Origin of the sequence: Streptomyces sp. NPDC020597, from assembly GCF_044335095.1 — a bacterium.
Classification (GTDB): Bacteria; Actinomycetota; Actinomycetes; order Streptomycetales; family Streptomycetaceae; genus Streptomyces.
In genome coordinates this window covers 130845-144313 of sequence record NZ_JBIRUL010000004.1, presented here as the reverse complement: position 1 = coordinate 144313, position 13469 = coordinate 130845, and the positions used below count along the sequence as shown (strand labels likewise).

At 71.2% G+C, this 13469-nt stretch carries 12 protein-coding genes; 6 read left to right on the top strand and 6 right to left on the bottom strand.

The genetic code is table 11. The features are described from left to right. The first annotated feature begins 57 nt into the window (after positions 1–57). Positions 58–873 carry a carbon-nitrogen family hydrolase gene (locus ACH4ZA_RS09225; protein WP_319275969.1) on the top strand — a complete coding sequence of 272 codons (816 nt, stop codon included), beginning with the start codon at positions 58–60 and terminating at the stop codon, positions 871–873. Positions 874–950: 77 nt separating this feature from the next. Here the strand turns inward: ACH4ZA_RS09225 and ACH4ZA_RS09220 are convergent, their stop codons facing one another. Next, on the bottom strand, positions 951–1448 hold the full coding sequence (locus ACH4ZA_RS09220) for an LURP-one-related/scramblase family protein (protein WP_398428677.1): 498 nt from the start codon (positions 1446–1448) through the stop codon (positions 951–953). A gap of 139 nt (positions 1449–1587) precedes the next feature. Here ACH4ZA_RS09220 and ACH4ZA_RS09215 point away from each other — a divergent pair, with 139 nt between their 5' ends. Continuing rightward, positions 1588–3429, top strand: coding sequence for an NHL domain-containing thioredoxin family protein (locus tag ACH4ZA_RS09215; protein WP_319275967.1), 1842 nt, complete (start codon positions 1588–1590; stop codon positions 3427–3429). Positions 3430–3465: 36 nt separating this feature from the next. Here ACH4ZA_RS09215 and ACH4ZA_RS09210 read toward each other — a convergent pair whose 3' ends face one another. From ACH4ZA_RS09210 to ACH4ZA_RS09200, 3 genes are all read right to left on the bottom strand, one after another. Then, positions 3466–3717, bottom strand: a complete 252-nt coding sequence (locus ACH4ZA_RS09210; protein WP_319275966.1) for a DUF6458 family protein — start codon at positions 3715–3717, stop codon at positions 3466–3468. 103 nt (positions 3718–3820) lie between these two features. Further along, complete coding sequence (locus ACH4ZA_RS09205; RefSeq protein ID WP_398428676.1) at positions 3821–5143, bottom strand: M18 family aminopeptidase; 1323 nt, start codon at positions 5141–5143, stop codon at positions 3821–3823. Between the two features lie 272 nt (positions 5144–5415). Further along, positions 5416–7242: an acyl-CoA dehydrogenase gene (locus ACH4ZA_RS09200; protein ID WP_398428675.1), complete on the bottom strand. Its 1827-nt coding sequence runs from the start codon at positions 7240–7242 to the stop codon at positions 5416–5418. Positions 7243–7431: 189 nt separating this feature from the next. Between ACH4ZA_RS09200 and ACH4ZA_RS09195 the strand changes: the two genes are divergently transcribed. Beyond that, on the top strand, positions 7432–7914 hold the full coding sequence (locus ACH4ZA_RS09195; RefSeq protein ID WP_107443105.1) for an SseB family protein: 483 nt from the start codon (positions 7432–7434) through the stop codon (positions 7912–7914). A 120-nt stretch (positions 7915–8034) separates the two neighbouring features. Continuing rightward, complete coding sequence (locus tag ACH4ZA_RS09190; protein WP_398428673.1) at positions 8035–9006, top strand: pirin family protein; 972 nt, start codon at positions 8035–8037, stop codon at positions 9004–9006. Between the two features lie 94 nt (positions 9007–9100). On the opposite strand, the gene ACH4ZA_RS09185 is transcribed toward ACH4ZA_RS09190, so the two are convergent. Continuing rightward, the gene (locus tag ACH4ZA_RS09185; RefSeq protein WP_398428671.1) at positions 9101–9901 is read right to left on the bottom strand and encodes a Bro-N domain-containing protein; all 801 of its coding nucleotides are present in this window, start codon (positions 9899–9901) and stop codon (positions 9101–9103) included. Here ACH4ZA_RS09185 and ACH4ZA_RS09180 point away from each other — a divergent pair. Both ACH4ZA_RS09180 and ACH4ZA_RS09175 read left to right on the top strand, forming a co-directional pair. Beyond that, on the top strand, positions 9867–10067 hold the full coding sequence (locus ACH4ZA_RS09180) for a hypothetical protein (protein ID WP_398428887.1): 201 nt from the start codon (positions 9867–9869) through the stop codon (positions 10065–10067). The genes ACH4ZA_RS09185 and ACH4ZA_RS09180 overlap by 35 nt on opposite strands. Before the next feature lie 145 nt (positions 10068–10212). Beyond that, entirely contained in the window at positions 10213–11256 is a 1044-nt protein-coding gene (locus ACH4ZA_RS09175) for an AI-2E family transporter (protein ID WP_319275961.1), read from the top strand. On the opposite strand, the gene ACH4ZA_RS09170 is transcribed toward ACH4ZA_RS09175, so the two are convergent. Further along, positions 11229–13382, bottom strand: coding sequence for a SpoIIE family protein phosphatase (locus ACH4ZA_RS09170; RefSeq protein WP_319275960.1), 2154 nt, complete (start codon positions 13380–13382; stop codon positions 11229–11231). The genes ACH4ZA_RS09175 and ACH4ZA_RS09170 overlap by 28 nt on opposite strands. Positions 13383–13469 lie beyond the last annotated feature (87 nt).

The window sequence follows — 13469 nt, the reverse complement described above, 5'->3', positions numbered from 1 at the left end:
TTTCGTGTGACGATCGTAGGCCCGTGTGGACTACTCGAATGCCAGGACGGTGGTAGTGTGCGCGCCTCTCTCCTCCAGATCGCCGCAGATGAGGACGAATCGGTCGAAGCGCGGCGGTTGCGGGCTGCCGCGCTGGTAAGAGAACAGGCCGGCGCCGACCTCGTGGTGCTGCCTGAGCTGTGGACGACCGGCGCGTTCGCCTACGAGCTGTTCGCCGACGAGGCGGAGCCGTTGAAGGGGCCGACGTACGAGGCGATGGCGAAGGCGGCGAGCGACGCGGGCGTGTGGCTGCACGCGGGCTCGATCCCGGAACGGGCGCCCGCCGCGAGCGGCGCCGGGGACGAAGGGGCGCTCTACAACACGTCGCTCGTCTTCTCCCCCTCCGGCGAGCTGGCCGCCGCCTACCGCAAGATCCACCGCTTCGGCTTCGACAAGGGCGAGGCCGTGCTGATGAACGCGGGCGAGGAGCCGGTGACGGTCCGCCTCCCCGCGACGACCGTCGGCGTCGCCACCTGTTACGACCTCCGTTTCCCGGAACTGTTCCGCGCCCTCGTGGACGCCGGCGCCGAGACCTTCGTCCTCTCCGCGGGCTGGCCGGAGCGCCGGCGGGCGCACTGGACGCTGCTGGCCCGGGCGCGGGCGGTCGAGAACCAGGCGTTCGTGCTCGCCTGTGGAACGGCCGGGACGCACGCCGGAGTTCCGCAGGCGGGTCACTCGATCGTGGTCGATCCGTGGGGCGAGGTGCTGGCCGAGGCGGGCCCCGGCGAGGAGGTCCTGACCGTCGAGTTCGACCCGGCCGCCGTCGCCACGACCCGCGAACTGTTCCCGGCCCTCAAGGACCGCGTCCTCGGCCTGCCGACCCCGCCCCGCTGACCCGCTGACCCGCTGTTCTGTCGAGCAGCCGGTCCTCGGTCGTCGGTCCTCGGTCGTCGGCCCTCAGTCGTCGGCCCTCAGTCGTCGTGCCGCTCCTTGTCCGCGAGGTGGATCACGCACACCGCCACCGCGATCAGCAGCGCCGGATCGGCGTCCTCGCGTACGACGTCGACGCCGTACGTCTCCCGCACGTGCAGCCAGCGGCGGGAGACGACGGCCAGGAGTTCGCCGTCGTACTCGACCGCGAACTCCCGGTCGAGGATCCTGCCGCTGACGTCGAGTTCGGTGCGGCCGTCCGCGAGAGCCACCCGGTAGTGGTTGCGCAGCAGCGACAGCCGCTTGCGCCGGATCGTGGCCAGCGGCTCGCCGTCCCGCTCGATCACCATCGTGTCCCGCAGGGCGAACATCTTGCGGTGGATGTCGATCAGGACCCGGCCATGGGTGTCCTTCAGCTCGAAGGTGTCCCGCAGCCGCATCGCCTTGCCGTCGACGAGGTAGACCTTGTCGCCGCGGTCGTCCTCGATCCAGTAGTCGTCTCCGAGCCCGAGCAGCCGGTCACACACGAGAAATCTCATACCCCTACCGCTTCCCCGGCCCGGCGGGACCTTCCCGGCCCGCGCGGGAAATGCCGCGAGGAATGACCCGACTGCGGCAGCGACCGGCGACAAAGGGGGCCGGGGCGGGACTGTCGGTGGCCGGTGGCACCCTTGAGGCATGACCGACTCCTCACCGGCCCCGGCCCCCCGTCGCGTCCGTGTCCGTGCCCCCGAGCTGATCGGCAAGGGCGGCTGGCTGAACACGGGCGGACAGCAGTACACCCTCGCCGACCTGCGCGGACGCATCGTCGTTCTGGACTTCTGGACGTTCTGCTGTGTGAACTGCCTGCATGTGCTGGACGAGTTGCGGGAGCTGGAGGAGAAGCACCGCGACACGGTGGTCGTGGTCGGCGTGCACTCGCCGAAGTTCGTCCACGAGGCCGAGCACCGGGCGGTCGTGGACGCCGTCGAGCGGTACGGCGTGGAGCATCCGGTGCTCGACGATCCCGAGCTGGCCACGTGGAAGCAGTACGCGGTCCGCGCGTGGCCGACGCTCGTCGTGATCGACCCGGAGGGGTACGTCGTCGCGCAGCACGCCGGCGAGGGGCATGTGCACGCCATCGAGCGGCTGGTGGCGGAGCTGGAGGCCGAGCACGCGGCGAAGGGCACACTGCGGCGCGGCGACGGGCCGTACGTGGCGCCGGAGCCCGAGCCGACCGCGCTGCGCTTCCCGGGCAAGGCCCTGGTGCTCCCCGGCGGGAACATCCTGGTCAGCGACACCACACGGCACCAGCTCGTGGAGCTCGCGGAGGACGGGGAGACCGTGGTGCGCCGGATCGGGTCCGGCGTGCGCGGCCTCGCCGACGGCACGGCGCAGACCGCCGCCTTCAACGAACCGCAGGGCCTCGCCCTGCTCGACGAGCGGGCCGTGGTCGTCGCCGACACCGTCAACCACGCCCTGCGCCGGCTCGACCTGGACTCGGGGGCGGTGACGACGCTGGCCGGGACCGGCAGGCAGTGGTGGCAGGGGTCGCCGACGTCGGGCCCCGCGCGGGAGGTCGACCTCTCCTCGCCCTGGGACGTGGCGCTCTTCGACGGCCGGGTGTGGATCGCCATGGCCGGCGTGCACCAGCTGTGGGCGTACGACCCGGCCGACGGCACGGTGTGCGTCGTGGCGGGCACGACCAACGAGGGGCTCGTCGACGGACCGGGCGCCGAGGCCTGGTTCGCCCAGCCGTCGGGTCTGGCCGCCGCGCCGGACGGGGAGCGGCTGTGGCTCGCCGACTCGGAGACGTCGGCGCTGCGCTGGGTCGACCGGGAGGGCGCCGTGCACACGGCCGTCGGCACGGGACTGTTCGACTTCGGGCACCGCGACGGCGCGGCCGGGCAGGCGCTGCTCCAGCACCCGCTGGGCGTCACCGTGCTGCCCGACGGATCGGTCGCCGTCAGCGACACCTACAACCACGCCCTGCGCCGCTACGACCCGGCGACGGGCGAGGTCAGCACGCTGGCCACGGACCTGCGCGAGCCCAGCGACGCCGTCCTGGCCGGCGAGGACATCGTGGTCGTCGAGTCGGCCCGGCACCGGCTGACCCGGCTGCGGCTGCCCGAGGAGGCCGTCACGGTGGACGCGGTGGCCCACCGCACCCGGCGCGCGGCCACCGAGGTCGCGCCGGGCCCGCTGCGGCTGGACGTGATCTTCCAGGCGCCGGCCGGCCAGAAACTGGACACGCGCTACGGTCCGTCGACGCGGCTGCTGGTGTCCGCCACCCCGCCCGAGCTGCTGCTGAAGGGCGAGGGCGCGGGCACGGACCTGTCCCGCGCGCTGGAGCTCGATCCCGCGGTGCCGGAAGGGGTGCTGCACGTCTCCGCGATGGCGGCCTCGTGCGACGACGACCCGGCCAACGAGTACCCGGCCTGCCACGTCCACCAGCAGGACTGGGGTGTCCCGGTCCGCCTCACCGAGGGCGCGGCGGACCGGCTGCCGCTGGTGCTCGCCGGTCTGGACCCGCAGGCCTGACCGGCGGCGGCCCGGCCGGGGTCACGGCGGCCGCGGTCAGACGCCGTAGCCGTCGCTGTAGCCGTCGCGGTGGGGGTGCCGCTCGGTCTCGACCACCGTGGTCGAGGCGGGAGGCACCATCACGCGGCGGCGCCGGGCGATGCTGCTGAAGGTCGTCACGCCGATCAGACCGACGATCATCAGGATCACGCCGACCAGGTCGAGGTTGACGCCCTGCATGTCCCAGTCGGTCGCGAACGTGAGGATGGCTCCCGCGGCGATGAGGATGATGCATCCGCCGAGGCCCATGGTGTTGCCTCCTGTCCGGTGTACCGGCCGTTCCGGTCACCACCGGAATCCGGGTACCCGGGCGGTCGACTGCCATGCGTCGCGGGCGCGTTCGCCGGGGCCGTCATCCCTGAAGGAACGCCGTGAGCGCGTTGGCCAGCAGGTACGGGTCGGCGTCGCCGCACAACTCCCGTGCGCTGTGCATCGACAGGATGGCCACGCCGATGTCGACGGTGCGGATGCCGTGCCGGGCCGCGGTGATGGGGCCGATGGTCGTGCCGCACGGCATGGAGTTGTTGGAGACGAAGTTCTGGAACGGCACGCCCGCCTTCTCGCAGGCCGCGGCGAACACCGCGCGGCCGGTGCCGTCCGTCGCGTAGCGGTTGTTGACGTTGACCTTGAGGATCGGCCCGCCGTTGACCCGCGGGTGGTGCGTCGGGTCGTGCCGCTCCGCGTAGTTGGGGTGCACGGCGTGCCCGGTGTCGGAGGAGAGGCAGACGGTGCCCGCGAAGGCTCTCGCCCGGTCCTCGTAGGAGCCTCCACGCGCGAAGACCGAACGCTCCAGCACGCTGCCGAGGAGCGGGCCGTCCGCGCCGGTGTCGGACTGCGATCCGTTCTCCTCGTGGTCGAACGCGGCCAGCACCGGGATGTACGGCGGCTCCGCGCCGCTCGTCGCCACGGCCGTCAGCGCCGCGACGCCGGCGTGCACGGACAGCAGGTTGTCCATGCGCGGGCCGGCCACCAGCTCCTGGTCGCGGCCCAGGTAGGCGGGCGGCTCCACGGAGTGCACCATCAGGTCCCAGCCGGTGACCTGACCCGGGGCCAGCCCGGCCTCCTCCTCCAGGAACGCGATCAGGTCGCCGTCGCGGACGTCGCCGCCGAGGCCCCAGACGGGCTGGAGGTGGCGCTGCTTGTCGAGCTTGAGGCCGTCGGCGTTGACCGACCGGTCGAGGTGGATGGCGAGTTGGGGGACGCGCAGCAGCGGGCGGCCGACGTCGACGAGGCGCGTCGTGCCGTCCCGCAGGGTCAGCCGGCCCGCCAGGCCGAGGTCGCGGTCGAGCCAGGAGTTGAGCAGCGGGCCGCCGTAGATCTCCACGGCCACCTGCCGCCAGCCCTGCGCGCCGGTGTCGGGCAGCGGCTTGACGCGCAGGTTCGGGGAGTCGGTGTGCGCGCCGATGATCCGGAACGGCGTGTGCGGCGCCGCGCCCTCGGGCACGTACCAGGCCACGATCGCGCCCCCGCGCAGCACATACCGGCCGCCGCTGCCCGAGGCGGAGACGCCGTGCGTCTCGGCGTCCCAGGCGTCCGTCTCCGAGACCTGGCGGAATCCGGCCTTCTCGAGCCGCTCGGCCGCGTTCGCCACGGCGTGGTACGGCGACGGGCTCGCCGTCAGATACGTCATGAGGTCGTCGGTGTGGCCGCGGTCGAAGCGGGAGGGTTCGCTCATGGTGTTCACCTTAACGACGTACGAGGGCCCGCTCCCGGGGATGGGAGCGGGCCCTCGTGAGGACCGTGTGGAGTGCTGCGCGGTTGTCCCGGTGAGTCCTGGTGAGTCCGATTGCGTCCTTGGACGCACCCGGACCGGCGGACTCGCGGCGGACCCCGGACGTGGCCTCGGGGGCGTCCCGGAGCGGGCTGCGGAAGGCGTCCCCGCCACGACCGGGAGCGCGTCCCGGGGGTGACCGGAACGCGATCTTGGGGCCGGTCCGCAGGGGCGTCCTAGAAAGCGGCCTCGTCCAGCTCCATGAGGTCCAGCTCGACGCCGGCCGCGATCTTGCGGGCCAGGGTGACGCCCGGCAGGACGTTGGCCGCGAAGAACTTCGCCGCCGCGATCTTGCCGGTGTAGAACGGCCGGTCCTTGGCGGAGGCCGTCTCCAGCTTCTCGGCGGCGACCGCCGCGCCCTTGAGGAGGAGGTAGCCGACGATCACGTCGCCGGAGGCGAGCAGCAGCCGGGTGGTGTTCAGGCCCACCTTGTAGATGTTCTTGACGTCCTGCTCGGTGGCCGCGAGGTCGGTCAGCATCAGGCCGACGATGGCCTCCAGCTCGACGGCCGCCTTGGCCAGGTGCTCGCGGGCGCCCGCCAGGTCCTCGCCGCCGGTGCCGAGCGCGAGGAACTTCTTGATGTCCTCGGCGAGGGAGTTCAGCGCCGCGCCCTGGTTGCGGACGATCTTCCGGAAGAAGTAGTCCTGGCCCTGGATGGCGGTGGTGCCCTCGTAGAGGGTGTCGATCTTGGCGTCGCGGATGTACTGCTCGATCGGGTACTCCTGGAGGAACCCGGAGCCGCCGAAGGTCTGCAGCGACTGGGCGAGCTGCTCGTAGCCCTTCTCGGAGCCGTAGCCCTTGACGATCGGCAGGAGCAGGTCGTTGAGGGCGTGCTCGGTCTTGGAGTCCTCGCCGGCCGCCTCCTTGACCGCGATGGCGTCCTGGATCGAGGCCGTGTAGAGGACGAGGGCGCGCATGCCCTCCGCGTACGCCTTCTGCGTGATCAGCGAGCGGCGCACGTCGGGGTGGTGGGTGATGGTGACCTTGGGCGCGGCCTTGTCCATGAAGTTCGCCAGGTCGGGACCCTGGACGCGCTCCTTGGCGTACTCGAGCGCGTTGAGGTAGCCGGTGGAGAGCGTGGAGATCGCCTTCGTGCCGACCATCATGCGGGCGAACTCGATGATGCGGAACATCTGGCGGATGCCGTCGTGCTTGTCGCCGATCAGCCAGCCCTTGGCGGGGTGCCGGTCGCCGAAGGTCATCTCGCAGGTGTTGGACGCCTTGAGGCCCATCTTGTGCTCGACGTTCGTGGCGTAGACGCCGTTGCGCTCGCCCAGCTCGCCGGTCTCGAAGTCGAAGAGCGTCTTCGGGACCATGAAGAGGGACAGGCCCTTGGTGCCGGGGCCGGCGCCCTCGGGGCGGGCGAGGACGTAGTGGATGATGTTCTCCGACATGTCGTGCTCGCCGGACGTGATGAAGCGCTTGACGCCCTCGATGTGCCAGGAGCCGTCCTCCTGCTGCACGGCCTTGGTGCGGCCGGCGCCCACGTCGGAACCGGCGTCGGGCTCGGTGAGGACCATCGTCGAGCCCCACTGCTTCTCGACGGCGATCTGCGCGATCTTCTTCTGGACGTCGTTGCCCTCGTCGAAGAGGATGCCGGCGAAGGCCGGGCCGGAGGAGTACATCCACACGGCCGGGTTCGCGCCGAGGATCAGCTCCGCGAAGCCCCAGATCAGGGACGGCGGGGCGGTGGTGCCGCCGACCTCCTCGGGCAGGCCGAGCCGCCAGTACTCGGAGTCCATGAAGGCCTGGTAGCTCTTCTTGAAGCTGGCGGGGACCGGCGCGGTGTTGGTCTCCGGGTCGAAGACCGGCGGGTTGCGGTCGGCGTCCACGAAGGACTCCGCCAGCTCGTTCTCCGAGAGGCGGGTCAGCTCGCCGAGGATGCTCTTCGCGGTCTCGGTGTCCATCTCCTCGAACGGGCCGGTGCCGTACAGCTTGTCGCGCCCGAGCACCTCGAAGAGGTTGAACTCGATGTCGCGAAGATTCGACTTGTAGTGCCCCATGGCGACGGCTCCCGGAATCCGTTGGAGAGATGGGCGAGGCACTGGATCCTCGCGCTGGTTCACATACCGACAAGTAGCAAGTACCTACGATGATGCTACCCGTCGGTAATAAGTTGCAACCCCCGTCGTCCAAGTGTGAGAAGGGTCTACCTCGCTCCGCCGTCGGCGCGCCTCGGTACGCTTGCGTCCATGTACGGATACGGCCAGCCCATGGACGGCGGTGCTGCGCAGCAGCAGTACGCGACGCCGCAGCAGCAGATGCCCGGCGGCCATGGCGGGTACGGCCAGCAGCCGCCCCTCTATCCGGAACCGTCCCCGCCGTCCCTCGCGGACGCGGTGCGCGCGTTCACCACGGGTCAGCTGGCCGCCGAGGACTTCCAGCAGGTCTTCGCCACCTCCAAGGTCTACTGCCCGCGTGGCGACAACCCCGGTTTCCTCGCCCTGCACAACACCCAGCAGCCGGTGATCCCGATGTTCACCAGCCTCAAGGAGCTGCGCCGGTACGCGGGCAAGGAGTCCAAGTACTTCGTGATCACCGGCGCCGAGGTGATCGACCTGCTGCCCACCGGCTACGGCTTCGTCCTCGACATGGAGGGCGAGCACCGGATGGTGTTCGACGCGAAGGCCGTGGAGCAGATGGTCGAGTTCGCGATGCGCCGGATGTACGGCTGAGACGGAGCACCCGTGCGATGCGGCCCGGAGGGAATGCCCTCCGGGCTTTCGCCGTTATGGGTGGCAGAAAGTTCAATGCTCAACTAAAATGAGACGTGCGCCGCCCAAGGAGGTACGGACATGCCCGCAGTGACCGTCGAGAACCCGCTGACCCTGCCGCGCGTCACCGCGTCGGCCGAGGCCGTGGCACGCCCCGTGCTCGCCGTCACGACCGCGCCCAGCGGTTACGAGGGCGAGGGCTTCCCGGTGCGCCGCGCGTTCGCCGGGATCAACTACCGTCACCTCGACCCGTTCATCATGATGGACCAGATGGGCGAGGTGGACTACGCGCCGGGCGAGCCCAAGGGCACCCCCTGGCACCCGCACCGCGGCTTCGAGACCGTCACCTACATCATCGACGGGATCTTCGACCACCAGGACAGCCAGGGCGGCGGCGGCACCATCACCAACGGCGACACCCAGTGGATGACGGCCGGCTCGGGCCTGCTGCACATCGAGGCGCCGCCGGAGTCGCTGGTCATGTCCGGCGGTCTCTTCCACGGCCTCCAGCTGTGGGTGAACCTGCCGGCCAGGGACAAGATGATGGCGCCGCGCTACCAGGACATCCGGGGCGGACACGTACAGCTCCTCACCACCCCCGACGGCGGCGCGCTGCTGCGGGTCATCGCGGGCGAGCTGGACGGGCACGCCGGTCCCGGCATCACGCACACGCCGATCACGATGATCCACGCGACGGTGGCGCCGGGCGCCGAGGTCACCCTGCCGTGGCGCGAGGACTTCAACGGCCTCGCCTACGTCCTCGCGGGCAAGGGCGCGGTCGGCGCGGAGCGTCGCCCGATCCACCTGGGCCAGACCGCGGTCTTCGGCGCGGGCTCCTCGCTGACTGTCCGCGCGGACGAGAAGCAGGACGCGAACACGCCGGACCTGGAGGTCGTGCTGCTGGGCGGACAGCCCATCCGTGAGCCCATGGCCCACTACGGCCCGTTCGTCATGAACACCAAGGCCGAGCTCCAGCAGGCGTTCGAGGACTTCCAGAAGGGCCGCCTCGGCACGATCCCGGCAGTGCACGGGATGACGGAGAAGGGCATCTAACCCTCCGGCCCGCCCTGAAACCGCTACGGTGTGACAAGGCCCGAAGCCGCAACTCTGGTTTGCGACTTCGGGCCTGCCTCATGTCACCTGGCGGCTACGGCAGTACGTAAACCGGCACTCCGTCGGTGGAACAGCCTGTCTGCCGCAGACACCCCCGCTTGAGCAGCATCCGCAGGCAGTCATGGACTCGGTCGTGCGGAAGCCCCGTACGCGTGGCGATCTCCTCCACGCGGTAGTGGGCTTCGCCGCGCACCAGCGCCGGGGCGAGGACAGCGGCGACCGCGTGCACGTCGTCCGTGACGACGAGGTTCTTCGCCCTCCACAGGGCGAGCAGCTCCTGGGGCGTCAGCCCCGCTTCGTCGACGGGCCGCGAGCGGTCGGCACGGCGGCCGAGGGCGTCGGCGATGTCGTCCAGTGCGTCGGCCATCCTGCTCTGGCTGTGGTTGATCTGCCGCAGCAGGTCGTTGCGCTCCCCGGCGAAGGCGGCCAGGCACTCGTCCATCTGCATGTTGCGCTCTTCGAGGCGCACCAGGGCGTCGACGACCTGCTCCGGCATGACGTACGCGGTACCGCCTGCGGGGGCTGGTTGTACGGGGGCCGGTTCCAGGGCGTAGGAACCCTGCTGCTGGACGGTCAGGATGACGTCGGACACCCATGCCTTGAACGGCTCGCAGGCCGGTTTGGTGCAGCCGTTGACGAGCCTGATGAGGCCCTTCAGGTTCACCATCTTCATCGACTTTTGCAGCCTGTGAGCTGCAAGTTTGCGCGAGGTGTCTGTTGCGCAGACGCCTTGTGCAATCTCGCCCAGCGACCGGGTGCAATCTGTTGCGACATGTGCAAGGAGCGCCTGGCGCGTGTTCATGTACCCGAGTTCCGTGGCCAAGTCCGCCGCCACGAACCAGTGCTCCCCGTCCGGTGTCGTCAGCCTCCTGAGCCGCGCCCCCGTCGCCGCGAACACGAAGTCGTTGACGTCGATCGCGTCCTGCTGTGCCGCCGACTGCTTCGGCGGCGGTGTGTTGTTCTGCTCGTACATCGAGCATCACCTCCGTCTCGGACGGTAGGCATATGTCCAGGGCAACACCCGTCTCCGGTAGGGATGTTCACCCTTCAGGGAGCGCGTGTTCGATTCTGAGTGCGAGTCATGTCCCGTCACCCGGGCGGCCGTCAGGTCAGGACAAGCCGGCGGGGCCGTGATCCGCTGGAGCCGTGCACCTGCTCCCGCTTCCCGCCCGCCGCTTCGCCGCCTGGTGTGCCGTGGTGCTGCTCGCGTCGGGCGTCGGGTACGTCGGGATCCGGCTGTGCGCGGAGTTGCGCACAGCCGTCACCCCCGTGCTGCTCGCGCTGCTCGGGACCGCGCTGCTGCGGCCGCTGCACCGGCGGATGGTGGCGGCCGGGGTGCCGCGGTCGCTGTCGGCCGGGATCACGTGTGTCGCCGTCGTCGCCGTGGTCGGCGGGGCCGTGTACATCGTCGTCGCCGCGCTGATCGACAGCGGGGACCAGATCGTCGCCGCGCTCAGATCGGCGGGGCGGAGCATCGCCGACCACTTCGGGGCGGCCGGGACCTCGCTCGACGATCTCGCCGCCAACGCGAAGGAGCTGCTCACCAAGTTCGGGGGGACGGCCGCCTCCAATGTCATCAGCGGGGTGAGCGTCGTCGGCGAGACCATCGCCATGGCCGTGTTGGCGCTGCTGCTCGTGTTCTTCTTCCTGCGGGACTCGCACCGGGCCGTCGGCGTCCTGCGGTCCGTCGCCCCGGGCGGCAGCGCCGACACCCTCGAGGCCATGGCCCGCAGGGCCTTCCGCGCCGTCGAGGGGTTCATGCGGGGGACGACGTTCATCGCCTTCATCGACGCCGTGTGCATCACCGTCGGGCTGCTCGTCCTCGATGTGCCGGGGGCGGTGGGGCTCGGCGCCCTCGTCTTCGTCGGGGCGTACATCCCCTATCTCGGCGCCTTCCTCTCCGGAGCGGTCGCCGTGCTGGTCGCGCTCGCCGACCGCGGGTTCGTCATCGCGCTGTGGGCGCTCGGCGTGGTGCTCGCGGTGCAGGTGCTGGAGGGGCACGTGCTGCAGCCGGTGGTCCAGAGCCGGACCGTGCAGATGCACCCGGCGGTGGTCATGGTCGCGATCACGGCGGGGGCGTCCGTGGCCGGGATCCTCGGCATGTTGCTCGCCGTGCCCGTGACCGCGGCCGGCTTCGGGGTCCTGCACGAGCTTCGGACGCGCTACGGGGCCGTCGCCGACGGTTCGTAGAGCTCGAACCAGATGCTCTTGCCCTCGCCCCGCGGCGCCACGCCCCAGGTGTCCGCGAGCAGCTCGATGAGGACCAGACCGCGGCCCGAGGAGGCCAGCTCGCCGGGGCGGCGCATGTGCGGGAGGTCGTCGCTGGTGTCGGTGACCTCGATGCGGAGCCGGCGTTCGCCCGGCGCGCCGGTGACCTCGGCGACCAGCAGCGCGTCGGCGTCGGTGTGCACGAGGACGTTCGTCAGGGTCTCGGAGACGAGCAGGACGGCCGAGTCGACCTGGTCGTCGCAGGTCCAGTCGTGCAGAAGTTCGCGCAGTTGCTGCCGGGCCACGGCGATGCGCTCCGGTTCGGCCTGCGCGACCGTGAGCATCGAGCGGCGCACGGGCTGCCGGGCGGGGAGCGGCGCGGCGCTCGGACCGCAGCCGCCCGCGCCCTGACGGCAGAGCAGCAGTACGGCGATGTCGTCCTCGCGGCGGTCGGCGAGCGGACCCGTGGTGTGGTGCGAGGAGGGGCCGTGCACCGCCTGGACCAGGGCGTCGGCCAGTTCCTCGAGGTCGCCGTCGTGCGACTCCAGGATCTTGCGGACCCGCCGCCAGCCGGTGTCGAGGTCGTGGCCTCCGGTCTCGAGCAGGCCGTCGGTGCACAGCATCAGGGCCTCGCCGGGTTCGAGGGCGAGCCGGGTGGTGGGGTAGTCGGCGTCCGGGTCGATGCCCAGCGGCAGCCCGCCCGCGGTGGCGCGGACCAGCACCGTGCCGTCGGCCATCCGGACCGCCGGGTCCAGATGGCCGGCCCGGGCCGCCTCCAGCACCCCGGTCACCGGATCGACCTCGATGTACAGGCAGGTGGCGAACCGCAGATCGGCGCCGCCGTCCGCGTCGGCGAGGCCGTGCAGGAATCCGGAGGCCCGGGAGAGGACCGCGTCCGGGCGGTGGCCCTCGGCGGCGTACGCCCTGAGCGCGATGCGCAGCTGTCCCATGAGACCCGCCGCGCGGACGTCGTGGCCCTGGACGTCCCCGATGACCAGGGCGAAGCGGCCGCCCCCCGGGTTCGTCCGGGACGCGCCGCCGGGCAGCGGGATCATGTCGTACCAGTCGCCGCCGACCTGGAGGCCGCCGCCGGTCGGTATGTAGCGGGCGGCGAGGGTCATGCCCGGTATCTCGGGGCCGAGGGTGGGGAGCATGGAGCGTTGCAGGCCGTCGGTCAGCTCGCGCTGGGTCTCCGCCGCGCCCGCGCGGGTGAGGGCCTGGGCGAGCATCCTGGCGACCGTCGTGAGCACGGACCGTTCGTCGGGGGTGAACGCCACCGGGTACGCGAAGCCTGCCATCCAGGCGCCCATCGTGCGGCCGGCCACGGTCAGCGGCAGAAACGCCCAGGAGTGACGCTCGAAGGGCGCGGCCAGCGGCCAGGTCAGCGGGTAGCGCTCCTTGTACTGCTCGGGGGAGGACAGGTACACGGCACGCCCGGTGCGCACGACCTCGGCGGCCGGATAGTCCGTATGGATGGACATCTGGGTGAAGGGGTCGTCGTCGCCCGACTGGTGCCCGTGGTGGCCGATGATCGTCAGCCGGTCGCCCTCCACGCCGAAGACGGCGAGTCCGTCCGGGGAGAAACCCGGCATGGACAGTCCGGCGGCGACCCGCAGCACCTCCTCGGTGGACCGCGCCTCCGCCAGCGCCCGGCCCGCGTCCAGCAGGAACGCCTCCCGCGACCGGCGCCAGTCGCCCGTGACGGCGGTCCGCCCGGCCGGGGTGCCCGGCGTCGGCTCGGTGACCTCCTGGAGGGTGCCGATCAGCTCGTACGCCTTCTTGACCGGGTCGAAGGACGGCTTGGAACGGCTGCGGACGACCCGGACCACCCGTCCCCGGTCGTCCATGATGCGGATCCGCACCTCGGCGAGGGTGCCCTCGGCGACCGCGAGCTGGATCACCCCGGTGATCTCGTTCCAGTCGACGGGGTGTAGCCGGGCCCGGGTCTGGGCCTCCGTGAGGACGGTCTCCTCCCGGGGCAGCCCGAGCAGCCGGGCAGCCTCGGCGTCGACCGTGACCAGCCCGGTGGCGGTGTCCCAGTGCCACAGGCCGGTCGCGAGGGCGGCGAGTACGTCCCCCACGGCGGGCAGCGGCTCGCCAGTGCGCATTGCCCCACTTTAAGAAGACGGAGACGAAGAGTGCCACTGATCCCCGGGTGTTCCTGCCGCGCCCGGGCCGTCTCCGGCGCCCGGTAA

Bases quoted from the DNA above. Each gene is read 5' to 3' on its own strand.
- ACH4ZA_RS09205 (WP_398428676.1), bottom strand. From the start codon at position 5,143: ATGAGCGAACCCTCCCGCTTCGACCGCGGCCACACCGACGACCTCATG.
- ACH4ZA_RS09170 (WP_319275960.1), bottom strand. From the start codon at position 13,382: ATGCGCACTGGCGAGCCGCTGCCCGCCGTGGGGGACGTACTCGCCGCC.
- ACH4ZA_RS09180 (WP_398428887.1), top strand. From the start codon at position 9,867: ATGTACCCGAGTTCCGTGGCCAAGTCCGCCGCCACGAACCAGTGCTCC.
- ACH4ZA_RS09200 (WP_398428675.1), bottom strand. From the start codon at position 7,242: ATGGGGCACTACAAGTCGAATCTTCGCGACATCGAGTTCAACCTCTTC.
- ACH4ZA_RS09190 (WP_398428673.1), top strand. From the start codon at position 8,035: ATGCCCGCAGTGACCGTCGAGAACCCGCTGACCCTGCCGCGCGTCACC.
- ACH4ZA_RS09210 (WP_319275966.1), bottom strand. From the start codon at position 3,717: ATGGGCCTCGGCGGATGCATCATCCTCATCGCCGCGGGAGCCATCCTC.
- ACH4ZA_RS09220 (WP_398428677.1), bottom strand. From the start codon at position 1,448: ATGAGATTTCTCGTGTGTGACCGGCTGCTCGGGCTCGGAGACGACTAC.
- ACH4ZA_RS09215 (WP_319275967.1), top strand. From the start codon at position 1,588: ATGACCGACTCCTCACCGGCCCCGGCCCCCCGTCGCGTCCGTGTCCGT.
- ACH4ZA_RS09195 (WP_107443105.1), top strand. From the start codon at position 7,432: ATGTACGGATACGGCCAGCCCATGGACGGCGGTGCTGCGCAGCAGCAG.